The 14,827-nt window shown below is 45.2% G+C and carries 18 protein-coding genes; 8 read left to right on the top strand and 10 right to left on the bottom strand.

All coding sequences use genetic code 11. The features are described 5' to 3' along the window. Positions 1–93: 93 nt before the first annotated feature. The 4 genes from AZI87_RS17425 to tsaA are packed head-to-tail and all read left to right on the top strand — an operon-like array spanning position 94 to position 4,479. On the top strand, positions 94–858 hold the full coding sequence (locus AZI87_RS17425) for a carbonic anhydrase (RefSeq protein WP_063209708.1): 765 nt from the start codon (positions 94–96) through the stop codon (positions 856–858). Beyond that, positions 858–2,936 carry a methionine--tRNA ligase gene (metG, locus tag AZI87_RS17420; RefSeq protein WP_301335623.1) on the top strand — a complete coding sequence of 693 codons (2,079 nt, stop codon included), beginning with the start codon at positions 858–860 and terminating at the stop codon, positions 2,934–2,936. The genes AZI87_RS17425 and metG overlap by 1 nt, the downstream gene beginning before the upstream one ends. Further along, entirely contained in the window at positions 2,936–3,715 is a 780-nt protein-coding gene (locus AZI87_RS17415; protein WP_063209705.1) for an RNA methyltransferase, read from the top strand. Before metG ends, AZI87_RS17415 begins: the two co-directional genes overlap by 1 nt. Beyond that, positions 3,700–4,479: a tRNA (N6-threonylcarbamoyladenosine(37)-N6)-methyltransferase TrmO gene (gene tsaA / locus AZI87_RS17410; protein ID WP_063209703.1), complete on the top strand. Its 780-nt coding sequence runs from the start codon at positions 3,700–3,702 to the stop codon at positions 4,477–4,479. The genes AZI87_RS17415 and tsaA overlap by 16 nt, the downstream gene beginning before the upstream one ends. On the opposite strand, the gene AZI87_RS17405 is transcribed toward tsaA, so the two are convergent. The 3 genes from AZI87_RS17405 to AZI87_RS17395 form a co-directional block, all read right to left on the bottom strand. Beyond that, positions 4,448–5,704, bottom strand: coding sequence for an MFS transporter (locus tag AZI87_RS17405; protein ID WP_063209701.1), 1,257 nt, complete (start codon positions 5,702–5,704; stop codon positions 4,448–4,450). The two genes, tsaA and AZI87_RS17405, sit on opposite strands and share 32 nt — an antisense overlap. An 18-nt stretch (positions 5,705–5,722) precedes the next feature. After that, positions 5,723–6,100: a cysteine rich repeat-containing protein gene (locus AZI87_RS17400; protein ID WP_063209699.1), complete on the bottom strand. Its 378-nt coding sequence runs from the start codon at positions 6,098–6,100 to the stop codon at positions 5,723–5,725. Positions 6,101–6,206: 106 nt separating this feature from the next. Continuing rightward, on the bottom strand, positions 6,207–6,800 hold the full coding sequence (locus AZI87_RS17395) for an exopolysaccharide biosynthesis protein (protein WP_253696984.1): 594 nt from the start codon (positions 6,798–6,800) through the stop codon (positions 6,207–6,209). A 32-nt stretch (positions 6,801–6,832) separates the two neighbouring features. Between AZI87_RS17395 and AZI87_RS17390 the strand changes: the two genes are divergently transcribed. Continuing rightward, complete coding sequence (locus AZI87_RS17390; RefSeq protein ID WP_253696983.1) at positions 6,833–7,159, top strand: TMEM165/GDT1 family protein; 327 nt, start codon at positions 6,833–6,835, stop codon at positions 7,157–7,159. Positions 7,160–7,164: 5 nt separating this feature from the next. Here AZI87_RS17390 and AZI87_RS17385 read toward each other — a convergent pair whose 3' ends face one another. From AZI87_RS17385 to AZI87_RS17365, 5 genes are all read right to left on the bottom strand, one after another. Next, on the bottom strand, positions 7,165–7,686 hold the full coding sequence (locus tag AZI87_RS17385; protein WP_063209697.1) for a hypothetical protein: 522 nt from the start codon (positions 7,684–7,686) through the stop codon (positions 7,165–7,167). Positions 7,687–7,860: 174 nt separating this feature from the next. Then, positions 7,861–9,927, bottom strand: a complete 2,067-nt coding sequence (locus AZI87_RS17380; RefSeq protein WP_063209695.1) for a sodium-translocating pyrophosphatase — start codon at positions 9,925–9,927, stop codon at positions 7,861–7,863. A 113-nt stretch (positions 9,928–10,040) separates the two neighbouring features. Next, complete coding sequence (locus AZI87_RS17375) at positions 10,041–10,418, bottom strand: hypothetical protein (protein ID WP_063209693.1); 378 nt, start codon at positions 10,416–10,418, stop codon at positions 10,041–10,043. Further along, positions 10,396–10,665 carry a heavy-metal-associated domain-containing protein gene (locus AZI87_RS17370; RefSeq protein WP_063209692.1) on the bottom strand — a complete coding sequence of 90 codons (270 nt, stop codon included), beginning with the start codon at positions 10,663–10,665 and terminating at the stop codon, positions 10,396–10,398. The genes AZI87_RS17375 and AZI87_RS17370 overlap by 23 nt, the downstream gene beginning before the upstream one ends. 48 nt (positions 10,666–10,713) lie before the next feature. After that, positions 10,714–11,343, bottom strand: coding sequence for a hypothetical protein (locus AZI87_RS17365; RefSeq protein WP_063209690.1), 630 nt, complete (start codon positions 11,341–11,343; stop codon positions 10,714–10,716). 70 nt (positions 11,344–11,413) lie between these two features. Here AZI87_RS17365 and AZI87_RS17360 point away from each other — a divergent pair, with 70 nt between their 5' ends. Genes AZI87_RS17360 through AZI87_RS17350 form a run of 3 tightly spaced genes read left to right on the top strand, consistent with a single transcriptional unit; the run spans position 11,414 to position 13,013 of the window. Beyond that, on the top strand, positions 11,414–11,947 hold the full coding sequence (locus tag AZI87_RS17360; protein WP_253696982.1) for an RNA polymerase sigma factor: 534 nt from the start codon (positions 11,414–11,416) through the stop codon (positions 11,945–11,947). Positions 11,948–11,956: 9 nt separating this feature from the next. Then, a complete protein-coding gene (locus AZI87_RS17355; protein ID WP_063209688.1) occupies positions 11,957–12,490 on the top strand; it encodes a hypothetical protein in 534 nt (177 codons plus the stop codon). Positions 12,491–12,521: 31 nt separating this feature from the next. Beyond that, positions 12,522–13,013: a hypothetical protein gene (locus AZI87_RS17350; protein ID WP_063209686.1), complete on the top strand. Its 492-nt coding sequence runs from the start codon at positions 12,522–12,524 to the stop codon at positions 13,011–13,013. 3 nt (positions 13,014–13,016) lie between these two features. Here the strand turns inward: AZI87_RS17350 and AZI87_RS17345 are convergent, their stop codons facing one another. Both AZI87_RS17345 and cysK read right to left on the bottom strand, forming a co-directional pair. Further along, entirely contained in the window at positions 13,017–13,808 is a 792-nt protein-coding gene (locus AZI87_RS17345) for an endonuclease/exonuclease/phosphatase family protein (protein WP_063209684.1), read from the bottom strand. Positions 13,809–13,811: 3 nt separating this feature from the next. Then, positions 13,812–14,801 carry a cysteine synthase A gene (gene cysK, locus AZI87_RS17340; protein WP_063209682.1) on the bottom strand — a complete coding sequence of 330 codons (990 nt, stop codon included), beginning with the start codon at positions 14,799–14,801 and terminating at the stop codon, positions 13,812–13,814. Positions 14,802–14,827 lie beyond the last annotated feature (26 nt).

Raw genomic sequence — 14,827 nt, 5'->3', positions numbered from 1 at the left:
CAGCTCCTTTTTAAGGGTAAAAGTTTTTTTGTTTTTAAATTGACGTCTCTCGATGGAGGTCCTGAGAATAAGGAAAGCATGACGGAGGACAAAATGCTAAAAGCTTTCACTACAGGTGTCATTTTACTTACTATGACCGGTTGCTCTTCAATGATGCGCAGAGCTCCACAGCAAGAACCAAAAGTCGTTCTTAAAGATCAGAAAGGTGGACAAAAAGAAGCTCCGGCAGAAGCCACTTCAAGCGATCCTAAAGAGATCACTAAAGTAAGCCCGAACGATCAGGAAATGGAAGCCGCACAAGCTCAAGCGGAAGAGATGAAAGACGCTGTAGCTGCTGCTGCTCAACATATTTCTACAAATCACGGTAAAGAACCATCCGCACGGGCTGCGGGCCCCGTGGCGGCAGAAAAATCTTTGGGTTGGCTTAAAAACGGAAACACTCGCTTCATTAAAGGCAAATTCCGCGCTGACGGAGCTTCAGCAAAAGACCGCATGCGTTTGGTCGCGGGACAGAAACCGCACGCTGTGGTTCTAACTTGCAGTGATTCTCGCGTTCCGCCCGAAGTCATTTTTGACCAAAAATTAGGCGAGATCTTCGTTATTCGCACGGTCGACCTTTCTGCTGCCGCCGATGTAGTAGCGAGCACCGAATACGCCGTGGGCGAATTAGGATCGAATCTTGTTGTTGTGATGGGACATGAGTCCTGTGGTACCGGCAGAACTTCCAGCGGCCTACAAACTGTGACTCAAGAACTTGCTGAACGCTCTGCACTTCTGCGTGACGGCATTGCGTCGGGTGAGGTAAAAGTTGTTCAGGCCATTTACCACCTTGATTCTGGAATCGTGGACTGGCGCTAATTCCTGAAAGGCATTCGATGAACCAAAACCGTAAAATCCTCATTACTTGTGCTCTTCCCTACGCAAATGGATACATTCACCTTGGTCACTTGGTGGAGTATCTTCAAGCTGACTTCTGGGCACGCTTTCAAGAAATGCGCGGCAATCAGTGCGTGTACATCTGCGCTGACGATACTCACGGAACTCCGATCATGGTGAAGGCCCGCGAGATGGGCATCACTCCTGAAGCTTTGATTGCAAAAAGTTATGACGAACACACAAAAGACTTCGCTGATTTCCAAGTGAAGTTTTCTTTGTACGGTTCAACGAACTCTGTCGAGAATAAAAATCTGTGCGAATACTTCTATCACAAAATGGTGGAAGGCGGTCACACTCGCAAGCAATTGATCCAGCAGCTTTACTGCAATCACGATAAAATGTTCCTTCCCGATCGCTTCGTGAAGGGCACATGTCCTAAATGTGGCGCTAAAGAACAGTATGGTGATTCTTGTGATGTGTGCGGTTCGACTTACTCTCCAAGTGACATGAAAGAGGTTCACTGCTCTCTTTGCGGAACAACTCCGGTTCTTAAAGACAGTGAAAGTATTTTCTTTAAACTGAATGACTTTAAAAAATACCTTGAAGAGTGGATCCCTAAACACTGCTCTCCAGAAATTTCTAAAAAGATGCTGGAGTGGTTTAATGAAGATCTTTTAGATCTAGATATTTCTCGTGATGAGCCTTACTTCGGCTTTGCGATCCCTGGCACTGATAATAAAAAATTCTTCTATGTGTGGGTCGATGCTCCCATGGGCTATATGTCCACGACCGAGCAATGGGCGAAGAAAAACAATATGTCATTAAAAGACGTCTGGGATGATCCAAGCCGTGAGGTGTATCACTTCATCGGTAAAGACATTGCTCGCTTCCACACGATCTTCTGGCCCGCTTTCTTAAAGTCGGCTGGCTTTAGATCTCCGGATCAGGTTTTTGTTCATGGTCACTTGATGGTGAATGGCGAAAAGATGTCTAAATCTAAAGGCACCTTCATTGCTGCTCGCACTTACTTGAATCATTTAAACCCTGAATATCTTCGTTATTACTATTCAACGAAACTGAACAGTTCAGTTGATGACATCGACTTGAACCTAGAAGAGTTCGTCAATCGCGTAAATTCAGAGCTTGTGGGTAAAATCACAAACTTGGGTTCTCGTGGTGGTCAAATGCTGAAAAAGAAGATGGACGGCGTGATGAGCACTCCGGATGCGGAAGGTGCAAACTTGATCGCGCATGCTCAAAAAAAGGCGGACGCGATTGCGGCTCATTACGAAGCGCGTGATTTTGCGAAAGCTTTAAATGAAATCCGTTCTTTGGCGGATGATGCGAATAAGTATTTCGACGAAAAAGCTCCATGGAAAACTTTGGATGCAAATCCTGTTGAAACAAAACAAGTCATCACAACGACTTTGAACGTGTTCCGCCTTCTTGCGATTTACCTAAAACCGGTTCTTCCGTACTATACACAAAAAGTGGAAAAGCTTTTGGGTGAAACGAACTACAAGTGGTCTGACATCAACACTATTCTTACGAACCGCCCTATCGCGGACTATGAGCACTTAGCGACTCGCGTAGAAGCAGATAAAGTCAAAGCCATGGTGGAAGAAAGTCGTAAGATCAACGAAGAGATTCAAGCGGCGAAGAAGGCCACTTCGACGGCTCCGAAGGCAGCTCCGGCAGCGAAGACGGAAGATCGCAATGGTGATCGCCCTGCGGAAATCGAATTTGCTGATTTTGAAAAAGTAGATCTTCGTATCGGCCAAGTGATCGAAGCCGAAGAAATCAAAGAAGCCGACAAGCTTCTTCGTTTGAAGGTGGACATCGGCGACGGTCAAGTTCGTCAGATCATCGCGGGTATTAAGTCCGCTTACAAACCTGAACAACTTCTTGGGCGCAAGATTCTGGTTTGCGTGAACTTAAAACCGCGCAAGATGAAGTTCGGTATGTCTGAAGGCATGGTGCTTGCTGCAGGAAGCGGTGGGAGCGATTTATTCGTCCTGGCTGCTGATGACGGCGCGCAAGTCGGCCAACGAGTTAAATAATGGCACTTTCCGCTCAAGATAAAAAATCCCTCGAAGAAATCCATCGACTGTTTCTAGCGTTGGAAAAATCCTCGGGGGATTTTTCTTTTGATCCCACGACTTTAGCGGAACTTAAAAATAAAATTTCGGAACTTAAGTTTTCGGAAAATCCAGATGTTTCTCGCTTAGGGGATTTACAAAAGCATCTGGTGGATGAAATGACTTTAAAGCATTTCGTTTCTTACATTATTCCTTTTGAACGCCTGCTGCATAAGAACTTACAAGATGATGATTTCTTAGTCCTTGAAAACGACAAGTCGGAAAGCACATCAGAGCCTCTTCCCCTGGTTTTTGTTTTAGATAATATCCGTTCTGCTTTTAACGTGGGTTCTATTTTTAGAACGGCCGAGTGCCTAGGGGCCCAGAAGATTTATCTTTGTGGCTATACGCCGAATCCAACGCAGTGGAAGGTTGAAAAAACCGCCATGGGAACTCAAGAGTATTTAGCTTGGGAAGAATCGCCAAAACTTTTGGAATGCCTTGAAGAGCTTAAAGACGAGGGTTATCGCATCGTCGCCCTAGAGACTGCGGCAAGTGCCGTTGATCTTTTTGAAAGTTTCGAAGCCGAGCCGACAGCCTTTGTTTTAGGAAACGAACGTTTTGGTTTAGATCCAGAAATTTTAAAAATTATTGATGAAGTTCGCATCATTCCTTTGCGCGGAAGAAAGAACTCTCTGAATGTCGGCGTCACTGCGGCTATTGCTGGTTTTGAATGGATGAGGCAATGGCGGAACAAATAACGATCACCCCTATTGGCGTCTTTCACAGCTCACAAAAAGAGCCTTACGAGGCTGGCAGACAGACTGATGAGTTTCACTCTGAAGGCGTGATTGAACTCTCTTCCGGCGAAAACTTTGAACAAGCTTTGATCGGTCTGGAAGGTTGTTCTCATATCTGGGTGCTTTTTCACTTTCATCATAATAATCATTGGAATCCCATGGTGCTTCCTCCGCGTGGAAGAACGACTAAGATCGGTGTTTTTGCCACTCGCTCCCCTTACCGCCCGAACGGCATTGGGATGAGTTGCGTGAAGATTAAACGCATTGAAAAGCTAAAAATCCACGTCGAAGCTGCTGACATCTTAGATGGCACCCCGGTCTTAGACATCAAGCCTTACGTGGCTTACGCAGATTCCTTTCCCGGCGTTGAGCCCGCCTGGCTAGCGGATGCTAGCCAATACACTGTTTCATTTACGGGAGAGGCTTTAGAACAACTCGAGTGGCTTGATAATGCCGGTGTCGAACAGCTGCGTGGCTTTATTCTGCACCAACTGGAATTTGAACCGACAAACTCTAAGAAAAAACGCGTGAAAGCATCTGAAGGTCATTTCGTGATTGCATATCGCACTTGGCGCGCAGCTTTCACCCTTCAAGATCATACGGTTGAAGTCTTTAAAATTTTTTCGGGATATAGCGAAAGTGACCTTGCGGCGAGCGAAGACACTTATCACGATAAATCGATTCATAAAGAATTTAAGAAGCTTTTTCCGTCTGCTCGTCAGTAGCAGCAGAAGTTTGACCGAAAACTTGGTTTTTCAGCAGCAAATAGAGCGGCAAGAAACCCAAGCCTCTGCTAACAGAGCCTAAGATAAAGACGGCGTAATAACTTGTTACTTTTTCACCCAAAAACCAAAGGACTTTGCCGCCCATGTAAGTTCCTAAAATGATCGCGACAGAGTTTAAAAGATTATAAACCGTCAGAACTGGAACTTTTTCTTCCTGCTTGAGGTCTTTAAAGAAGATCAACGAAAGACCGACTTCAACAAACGCCCAGGCAAAACCGCTGATAAGTTGTAAGAAGTAAATAAACCCTGCTCCATTACTCAGAGCCCACATTGCTGGTAACGGTACGATAGCGCCGGCTCCGAATAACAACAAATTAAATCCGGAAGTTTTGCCTCTGAATTTTTCGATAGCACTTAAAGCGATGATTTTACCAACGAACAATAGCGCAATGGCCACCATGTATTGACCATAATCCATCTTTACTTGCGCCAGCATATAAGGCGTAACAAACGGAGAAGAAACAAAGACGGCCGCTTGAAACGGAACTAAGTAAAAGAAAAACTGCCTTTTTTGTGTATTAGCCCAAAAGACATTCCAAGAGGCACGAAAGCCTAAACGTGGTTCACTTCTCCACTCGGGATCAAACCACTGTGAAGAAAGAATCGCGGAAGACATCAAGCGACAAGTCGCCGCGAATAAAAACAACAATGTAAATACAGAAGAGAACGGCCCAAGCTCAACATTGTAGTTCAGAGCCAAACCTCCCCCAATTAGACCTAACAAGATTCCGAGCTGAGAGATGCGAGCGCGTTTTGCGAAGAAGGCATTTCCTTCATCGACTTGCACTAAGCGTCCCATCCAGTAGTTCCAAGCAAGACCGGAAGAAAAACCTGAACCCCAGTAAAGTGTCAGGATGATAAAAAGTGTCCAGAAGTTTGGAGCCCGCGTCGCCGAAAAATAAATCAACGGGATAAACGTCAAAGCTTGCATCACGCTAGATGCCACCACCCAGTGCTTATGCGACTGCACTCTTTGCAAACCACGCGGAGTAATAAGTTGCAAGATCGCACCGCTGACAATAGGAAGACTGGCAAGAATACCGGCGAAGACTTCGCCCATGCCGATAGATAATGAATAAGCCGGCAGATAGGTTTCGCCGGCTCCAACCATGAGAGAACATAGGAAAGCATCAATCAAACTTAGACGAAGACTTTTTTCTCTCATGAAGACTTACTAAATTCCTTATTTACGTTTTTTACGCATTTCTTTTGCTGATGCGATTTCTTCTTTGCAGGCAGCAGAAAGTTCTTCTTTATGCTCTTTCATGCACTTCATGATGCGACCTTTACCAGGCTTCACATCACCGCAAAATTTTTCAACATCATCGTGACAAGCTTCTTTCATATCTTTCATCGCCTCTTTGGCTTTTTCCATATGGGCTTTGCATTCACTAGAAAGCTTATCCTGATTTTCTTTCATGCACTTGGCGATCTTTCCACCACCGTGCTCAACACCGGCACAAAGTGTTTCTCGATCTTTTGCACACGCGCCACCTTCGTTCGCTTGAGCCAAAGACGCCAATCCTAGAACCATCATTCCTGCTACAACATACTTGATCATGGTGACTCCTTTAGAAACAGATTGTAGCAGCAGCTTTTCCGCGCGCACAAAGGGATTGAGGTCCTATGGTCCTTTGTTATGACGACAGATTTTACCTAGACCTTTGTTAGTTGATGGTGAAGTGAACGGCTCCCATGGTTAAAGTTGCGAAGAAGGACGCAACTATAAGACACCACAAGTAGCTTAAAAGGATAAAAACTCCGTCTTTTTCCATGTGGCCAATAGCGCACAGGATGATACCGACGACCGGGACGGTGTTTGAAAATGGAATTGGCAGCGGGAGTGACAGAAGCAAAGAGTTCGTCACAAATACCAGAAGATTGAGTAATCTGAAAAACCAATGGTCGTGCAAGAAGACCAGACGCTGCTTTACGATCTTAACCGCATAACCCCAGATTTTTTCCGCGACTTCAGAAACTTTTAAAAGAACATCGGCCGAGACCTTCAGATTTTCAAAACGCTCTGGCAACCAAGGCGGCTTATTGCGATAAAGAAAAATGGCGACCACTGCGATCAGAAAGCCCAGCGGCGTGGATAGACCCGGGATGGGAATGGGCTGAAGAAAGGGAAGGCTCAAAAAAAGCATGAGCATCGCATGGCCTTCTTCCCCCAATAGCTGGAAGATTCGACGCAACGTTAAGTCACCCTTAGCTGCTTCTGCCTGCAAAAGATCCATGGCAGTAATAAAACGGCTTTTCAAACTTGCTTTCCCACCCGTCCGATTTTATCAATATGCTTTCAGTTTTAGCCGCACTTTGCGGCTTCGTTTATCTTAAAGGACTTGGTATGGATTGGAAGATTTTTGCGAGCACTTTTATCACTATTTTTTTGGCCGAAATGGGTGACAAAACGCAATTCGCGGCTTTGGCTGCTTCTTCACAGACTAAATCCACAATGACGGTTATGATTGCCGTTGTACTTGCTTTAGGCCTGGCTGGTATCTTAGGTGTGATCTTTGGAAAATTCTTGGGGACATTGTTAAGCCCCCAAATCATGAAATACGTTTCAGGAACATTGTTTATTCTTGTCGGTATTTGGGTTCTGACAGCTAAAGGATAGCTTTTCTATTGGCAATAGTCTGCTGAGGATTCGTTGAGACCCTGGAATCCTCGATAGAGATAAAAGTCCCCGTTATTTCCCATTAAAAAAGTCGAATTGTAATTCTGCGAATACACCAAGTGCATGAACGGTCTGCCGCGTTCGGTGTATGAGATTTTCGCGACTCCAAGTCCATGGAAATGAATTTCTTTGTTCCTGTGATCTAAGGCGTAAGTGGATTCGATTTTCTTTTCGAAAAGCTGCGTATGAAAATCAAATTCGCGATACCTTGCCGTATAGGTTTTATTCTTTTGCAGATATAGTTCCGTCTGCGCTACGCGAACTTGCGAAGGATCTGTCCATAGCTGCGTTCCCGCCCCAATCAAAACGGGAAAGCTCACACCCTGCTCGCAGTTGCCAAGAGTTTTATAGTAAAAACTTTCTGGGATCCAAGAATCGATAGAAGAAATAGACGACGTCAATTCTCCACAAGAAGATAAAAATAGAGCAAGCGGAATTAAGAGAAGTGCCGGACGAAGAAAGCTCATACCTTTTTATAATTTTATGAGGATTTCTTGTCATTCTTTGGCGAGCGAAATTAGAGGTTCGTCGAGGAGTATTGAAAATAAAAAACCCCAGGTCTAGGTGACTTGGGGTTTTTAGTTTTGGAAGCTGCTTCAGCTTACGCGCCTGAAATCGCTTCAGCTCTGCGGCCTACCGGCCTAGCCGCCGATTGTTGCGATCAATTGAGCGATCAACAATGAAACGACAGACATAACTTTGATCAAGATAGCGATACCAGGACCAGAAGTGTCTTTGAACGGGTCACCAACAGTGTCACCAACAACCGCTGCTTTGTGAGCATCGGAACCTTTTGGATGACCTGGCAATCCACCTTTTTCGATGAATTTCTTAGCGTTGTCCCATGCTCCACCGGCGTTTGCCATGTAAAGAGACATTGTCGCACCTACAGCCAAACCACCTGCAAGAAGACCTGCAAGAGCTTGAGGGCCCAAGATGAAACCAACAAGAACTGGTGCAAGAACTGCGATCATACCTGGCAAGATCATTTCAAACAAAGCGGCTTGAGTCGCGATGTCTACGATCTTAGCTGGTTGTGGTTCTGCTTTACCTTCACGAAGGCCTGGGATTTCTTTAAATTGACGAGCAATTTCTTTTACGATTTTTTGCGCAGCCTTACCTACCGCAGTCATAGTTGTAGAACCAACTAGGAATGGAAGGATCGAACCAAGCAAGATACCGATCAAAACTCCAGAAGAAGTTAGATCCAAAGACATCTTCGCAAGACCTGCTTTTTCACGCACATGGTTTACTTCCATGTTGAATGCAGAGAAGAGAGCAAGAACTGTCAAGATCGCAGAACCGATCGCAAAACCCTTACCGATAGCTGCTGTTGTGTTACCAACGGCATCTAGTTCGTCAGTGATGTCGCGAACGTTTTTACCAAGACCTGACATTTCAGAGATACCACCGGCGTTATCCGCGATAGGACCGTAAGCATCCACAGTCATAACAACTGCTGTACCTGCCAACATACCTACTGCAGAAAGAGCGATACCGTAAAGACCCAAAGCTTGGTCTGCAACGTAAGCGGCGATAACAACGATCAACATTGGGATCGCTGTAGATTCCATACCTACTGCAAGACCACGGATCACACCAGTACCCGCACCCGTCAAAGCGGCTTCAGCAACTAGACGGATTGGACGAGCCGCTGTGTAGTACTCAGTGATAAGACCGATCAAAGCACCACCGAATGCACCCGCAGCCAAAGCTACAGTCACAGATTGGCTGATACCGAACATTGGCATCAAGATGTAAGAAGCAATTGTCAAAAGGATTGGTGGAACAATCAAGGCGTTACGAAGAACAGTTGCAGGTTTGCCGTTTTTGAACGCGCGCGCTGCAAAGATCACGATGATTGAAATCACAAGACCCAAAGTTGAAAGAAGAAGAGGCAAAGCCACGCCTGTGATACGTACAGTTTCAGCTTCCGCAGAAGGCATCAACGTCGTCAAAGCGTCTGCAGGGATTGTCAAAGCAATCGCCATTGCAGAAACGATAGCCGCAACCATCGACTCATAGATATCCGCGCCCATACCAGCAACGTCACCTACGTTGTCACCCACGTTATCAGCGATAACACCTGGGTTGCGAGGATCGTCTTCAGGAATGTTCTCGATCACTTTACCTGCGATATCCGCACCCACGTCAGCGGCTTTAGTATAGATACCACCACCGATACGAGCGAAAAGAGCGATTGAAGAAGCGCCCACCGCGAAAGAGTGAAGAATTGTTCCCAATGTCTCTTGTCCTTGGAAAATCCAGTAAAGAACACCAAGACCGATAAGACCAAGACCCGCAACAGAAAGACCCATCACCGCGCCACCATCAAGTGCCACTAGAAGAGCTGCGGCTTTAGAGCCACCTGCTGCTGCTTGAGAAGTACGAACGTTTGCATAAGTCGCAGCTTTCATACCGAAGAAGCCTGCAAGCAAAGACAAGAAAGCACCAAGAACAAAAGATCCTGCTGCGATTCCGCCCAATGCAAAAGCAAGAGCTGCGCCCACGACGATCGCGTAGACGAAAAGAACTTTGTACTCACGAACCAAGAAAGCCATTGAGCCTTCACGAACGTAAGTCGCGATGCGATTCATAGTTTCATTGCCTGCAGGCTGTGCCTTCACGCGAAGGTAAAGAGCCATAGCAACGAACAAACCAACAACCCCAGCAATAGCCGGAGAAATCAGTAAAGATTCACTAAACATTGTTGCACTCCGTGTTTGATTTCTCGTTTAAATTACGAAGACTTAGAGGTACCTGAGTTCATTGCAATTAGTCAATGGAGAGTACACCGTACTTCTATAAGAAGTGCGGTGCATTATAAGACATTTGGAGCGATGAAAGCGAAGAAGAATCCGGTAAGAAATACTACCAGAGAAAGAATATAGACGCGGATCGAGAACTTTCTGCCTGAAATACAGGCATCTCGAAGCTTCGGATCGAGCGGACACGGAGCGTTGCGGTTCTTCCAAATCCAGAAACCATTCAATGCGAGCATAGCTCCAGCAAAAATAAAGACTTCGAGCTTATTTTCTGAAACCCAAATAAGCCCGGGAACTTCAGAGGCTAAGCCCGCAAGCACGGCTCCCAAACCCAAGCTCACTAAAAGAGCCGGAAGCGCGCAACAAATCAGCGTTCCTGCTGATCCAAAAAGTGTCAGGAAAGTAAAAAACTTATTTGCTGAAAGAGACTTCATAACCCGCCTCTTTTAAAAGAGTCGAAATTTTATCATGAGATAGTTTTTGTCCGTCTTTGTAAGTCAGCTTTACGAATTTATTTTCTAGACTCACCTGCACGTCTGCGACTTCGGGTTGCTCTTTGAATTTTTTTGTAATGCCTTGAGCACAGAAAGAACAAACCATTCCCTTTACGCCCACAGTTTCAACTTCGCCGGCGAATGCAAAAGAGCTTGTGAATAAAAAAGCTAAAATTAATTTTTTCATAAATTCTCCAACACTTTTAATAAAATATCATTTACTAACTTCTAAACTTTAGAAGTGGCTCATAAAATTGAAAGCTCCGCCTCCACCGATGGTTGCACCCACTTCAATCAGAATATTTCTGTAAAACAAGCGCACGAATTGAGTGGTCTCGATCGAGCTGTCATTTTTCTTTTCAAATTGCACAATCAGCCATGTGTTCAACTCGTTAAACTCTGCCAAATACGGAGCCACACCACCGCGCAACTTAATTTGTTCAAAATCGGTGCGTTGAATATCAGAGTCTTCGCGGAAGTACTTTGTGTATTGGAAAGACGTATAGTATCTGCGATCTTCCCAGTCCACATCGGCAGATGCTAAAGTGACACCTTTAACTTCATCATAAGATCGATCCGTGCCGTAACCCGCACTTAAATAGATATTTCCTTGCGAGTCGTCGTTGTTCCAGCGCTTTGCGAGAAAATTCAATCGCGGCACCGTGTATTCAGCATCTTCCGTCTTAAGATAGGTAAGGCCCGCTGCCAAACGACTGGTCATCGAGTACGTCAGAAGCATCTCGTTCTCATTTTCCTTATTGTAGGACATAAGAGAAAAGGCACCCGCGAATGAAACTGGATGTGCTTTCGCCGTCGCAGTGATCAGAAATAAAGGCCCTAGAAGCCATATCCACATTTTACTCATCTTAAAACTTCCTTCTTGTATGCGCTTTCAACCTTCATTAGGATGGAGACGAACCACTTGTGACAGGCCTATGAAAATAAATTTGCAAGAATGTACAGATGAAGAACTCTTACTAAAGCTCGCTGAAGGCGAAACGAAAGCTTTAGATATTCTCTATTTAAGACATTCTGGCCGCGTCCTTTCCTATGCTCTTAAAAGGGGCCTTCCTCAAGAGCGCGCGGAAGACCTTCTGCAAATCGTTTTCTTACAGGTCCATCGTAAAAAGCATCTTTATGACTCTCGTTATAAGGCCCTAGCCTGGATCTACGTCATTACCCGTAGCGAGCTTAAAGATTACAGAAATCGAGAAATTAAGGATTTTTCTGAATGGAACGATTCTTTGTCACAAACGGACGGCTCGGTTCCTATGCTAGAAGAGAAAGAGGAAGCGGCGACACTTTTAGCTGAGCTGAAGCCTCGCGAACAAGAGGTTATGAAACTGAGGTACCTCGACGAACTTGAGTACGAGGAAATTGCTGAAGTCTTAAAAATGTCTGAAAGCAATATCCGACAGATTGTCAGCCGCAGTTTAAAATTGTTACGTGGATTAGGAAAGAAGAGTTAGGAGGTCATAATGAAAGACATTAAAAAAGATTTCGAGTCTTTTACTAATGATACTGCTGAAACCAGCGGCTCTTCTTTTGTTTTGCAAAAGATCCATGCACAACTTGAAGCCGAGCGCTCTCCAACTTGGAAAGTCGTTTCTAAAATGGGCCTGGCTCATGCGCTAGGAACATTTGTGACTTTGATGAGCTGTTCTCAATTTGGTGTGCAGCTGTTCTTTGATGGCGGCGGCCTGATGCATTACTTTATGAAAATCAGTCCGACCTTCTGTCTTTTCTTCTGTGGAGCTTTGTATCTTTCCATTTCCATTTTATTTGCGCGTTTGATTTTAAACCACGATGAATGGATTCGTGTGATGCGTTCACGTGCTATGAATATCGCAGCCCTTTCACTGGTGACACTGGGGGGACTTTCCATCGTGAGTCATGAAGTCAACTGGGAATCCGGTGTTTTGTGGTTCTTTGGAGCGGCTTTAGGCGGAGAAATGGTGACCCTTGTAAAATCTCCCCTAGTATGGCTTGCGCGCAAGTCTTATAAGGCTTGATTTTAAGGGGTTTTTGAGTGAAAACCCCTGCATGCGTTTTGCTCTATTCATTCTTCTTTTCCTAGCCGTTTCTTCTTCGTTTGCAAAAACTCGTATCGCGTTTTTAGAGCTTTACGATCGTCACGGTCGTTTGGTGCAGTACGAACCCGGCGGTAGATTCGCGCACACGGCTATCCAATTTGATGATATCGGCGACAAGTGGCTGAATGCTTACCCTGGTGAGGGTGTGGCGATCGTTTCTTGGGAAGACCTTGAACACCGTGGAGTGATCGCGGAAGTCATCGAGATCCCACAACACGTACGCCTTTCACAAGTAAAGCCCTACATGGGTCTTCCTTTTGATTTTTGGTATTCTTGGTCGGACGATGCTCTTTACTGCACAGAGCTTATCGGGAAGCTTTTAAATATCCCCACTCATCCTATGAAGTTTAATAAGCAAGTATGGCCGAAGAATTACTGGCACCTTGAAGGCACTTTGGGTCTTTCGCCTGATTCCGTTTATGCGTGGGCAAAGCAGCAATAGTCTTTAAGGCTGCAAGATAAGATTCGGATCGGTGGGTTTATTAGGATCGCCGACCTTCAAACGAATCTCTAATGGAAAATGATCTGAGCTGATAATCGTGTGATGCACTTGCGCTTTGATAACGTCAAAGCCTCTGACGAAAACGTGATCGAGTTTTAAAAGACGTCCGTCGTTTTCAAGATCCAAATGTTCTAAGTTTAAATCTCTGAAAATACTTTTCATGATCAGATAGCGTTTTACGTTCCAGGTATTGAAATCACCCGCGAGAACAATTGGACCTTTGAATTCACTCATTTTCGCGGCGATTTCATACAGGGAAGCTGTGAAGGCTTTCAGAGTAACGAAGTTAAGGACGTGTGTGCAGACGAAAAGAGCTTTCGTTCCGCCGAAATCGTATTCATTAAAAAGAGTCAGCTTTGGAGTTAGCCAGAAGAGTTCTCTGGTTTTTGCTCGGATAAAATCGACGGATGCAGGTGGAAGTTTTGCTCCGATAGCAACACCCGTACTTCTTAAATCTTTTTTGTAGTGAAAGCTTTGAGCAAGATGCCACTCGTAAGTAGCAAAATCCTGTTGCCAGATCTTCGGCATTTTATCATCGACCAAGGCTTCTTGAAGAAGGATAAAGTCTTTTCCCTCCCCTAGTTTACGAAAGTCTTTTTCAAAGATATGGGCTTTTTGTCCCTTATACACATTCCATACGAAAATATCGAACTCTGAAGTCGGAGCTGGCAGGTTTTGCGCTTCTCCGATTTTCAGAAGGACTTTTTCTTTCGTAGGTATGATGTATGGAACCATTCTCTATTTCACCCGACTTAAATAGCTTTCATCCACCGTCGTAACTTGAAGCGACTGCGCTTCTTGTCTTTCTTGTTCAGCAAGCATTGTCGATAGATATCTTTCTGTGTAGCTAGGAACAATCACGACGATGTTCTTTCCGCGATTTTCTTCCTTTTGCGCCAAGCGAAGTCCCGCAGCAATAGCTGCTCCTGAAGAAATTCCAACCGGAATACCTTCCTTTTTTATTACTTCTCTTGCAACTTTCATGGATTCTTCAGACGACACTTGTTCCACGCCATCCATGATCGATCGATCCATCACGCTGGGAACAAATCCGGCGCCGAGCCCTTGGATTTTATGAGGACCTGGCTTACCTCCGGAAAGCACAGGGCTTTCAACAGGCTCTACGGCAATCATTTTTACTGAAGGCTTTTTCGATTTTAATACTTGCCCAACGCCAGTAATGGTTCCGGAAGTTCCGACACCGCTCACGACGATATCAACTCCCCCGTCTGTGTCATTCCAGATTTCATTCGCCGTTGTTTGCTTATGAATTTCTGGATTTGCCGGGTTATCAAACTGTCGAGGTGTCCAGGCATTGGGATTTTTTTCTGCAAGTTCCATCGATTTTGCGATGGCCCCTTTCATGCCGAGGGGGCCCGGAGTCAATATGATTTTTGCACCAAGTAACAACAAGAGTGTTCGTCTTTCTTGAGACATTGTTTCAGGCATCACCAGCGTGATGGAATATCCTTTCGCTGCGGCAACAAAGGCCAAGGCGATCCCGGTGTTCCCGGAAGTGGGCTCTAAGATCTCCATCCCCGGCTTAAGCTTTCCCGTGCGCTCAGCATCTTCGATCATCGCAAGACCAATACGGTCTTTCACAGACCCCAGGGGATTGAAGAATTCAAGTTTAAGAAGAAGTCGCCCCGGAAGCCCCTTCCCGATTCTTTGCATTTCAATCAGTGGAGTTTGTCCGATGGTCTTTGTGATGTCTGAGTATATTTTCATGAAAGCCTCTGCCTAAGGATGTTCTA

This window comes from Bdellovibrio bacteriovorus (genome assembly GCF_001592745.1).
Lineage (GTDB): Bacteria > Bdellovibrionota > Bdellovibrionia > Bdellovibrionales > Bdellovibrionaceae > Bdellovibrio > Bdellovibrio bacteriovorus_B.
This window is presented reverse-complemented; position numbering and strand designations above follow the sequence as displayed.

What these genes read in the sequence shown, in the direction of transcription:
- AZI87_RS17425 (WP_063209708.1), top strand. Translation starts at nt 94, where the DNA reads ATGCTAAAAGCTTTCACTACAGGTGTCATTTTACTTACTATGACCGGT.
- AZI87_RS17415 (WP_063209705.1), top strand. Translation starts at nt 2,936, where the DNA reads ATGGCACTTTCCGCTCAAGATAAAAAATCCCTCGAAGAAATCCATCGA.
- tsaA (WP_063209703.1), top strand. Translation starts at nt 3,700, where the DNA reads ATGGCGGAACAAATAACGATCACCCCTATTGGCGTCTTTCACAGCTCA.
- AZI87_RS17405 (WP_063209701.1), bottom strand. Translation starts at nt 5,704, where the DNA reads ATGAGAGAAAAAAGTCTTCGTCTAAGTTTGATTGATGCTTTCCTATGT.
- AZI87_RS17400 (WP_063209699.1), bottom strand. Translation starts at nt 6,100, where the DNA reads ATGATCAAGTATGTTGTAGCAGGAATGATGGTTCTAGGATTGGCGTCT.
- AZI87_RS17390 (WP_253696983.1), top strand. Translation starts at nt 6,833, where the DNA reads ATGCTTTCAGTTTTAGCCGCACTTTGCGGCTTCGTTTATCTTAAAGGA.
- AZI87_RS17385 (WP_063209697.1), bottom strand. Translation starts at nt 7,686, where the DNA reads ATGAGCTTTCTTCGTCCGGCACTTCTCTTAATTCCGCTTGCTCTATTT.
- AZI87_RS17380 (WP_063209695.1), bottom strand. Translation starts at nt 9,927, where the DNA reads ATGTTTAGTGAATCTTTACTGATTTCTCCGGCTATTGCTGGGGTTGTT.
- AZI87_RS17375 (WP_063209693.1), bottom strand. Translation starts at nt 10,418, where the DNA reads ATGAAGTCTCTTTCAGCAAATAAGTTTTTTACTTTCCTGACACTTTTT.
- AZI87_RS17370 (WP_063209692.1), bottom strand. Translation starts at nt 10,665, where the DNA reads ATGAAAAAATTAATTTTAGCTTTTTTATTCACAAGCTCTTTTGCATTC.
- AZI87_RS17365 (WP_063209690.1), bottom strand. Translation starts at nt 11,343, where the DNA reads ATGAGTAAAATGTGGATATGGCTTCTAGGGCCTTTATTTCTGATCACT.
- AZI87_RS17360 (WP_253696982.1), top strand. Translation starts at nt 11,414, where the DNA reads ATGAAAATAAATTTGCAAGAATGTACAGATGAAGAACTCTTACTAAAG.
- AZI87_RS17355 (WP_063209688.1), top strand. Translation starts at nt 11,957, where the DNA reads ATGAAAGACATTAAAAAAGATTTCGAGTCTTTTACTAATGATACTGCT.
- AZI87_RS17350 (WP_063209686.1), top strand. Translation starts at nt 12,522, where the DNA reads ATGCGTTTTGCTCTATTCATTCTTCTTTTCCTAGCCGTTTCTTCTTCG.
- AZI87_RS17345 (WP_063209684.1), bottom strand. Translation starts at nt 13,808, where the DNA reads ATGGTTCCATACATCATACCTACGAAAGAAAAAGTCCTTCTGAAAATC.
- cysK (WP_063209682.1), bottom strand. Translation starts at nt 14,801, where the DNA reads ATGAAAATATACTCAGACATCACAAAGACCATCGGACAAACTCCACTG.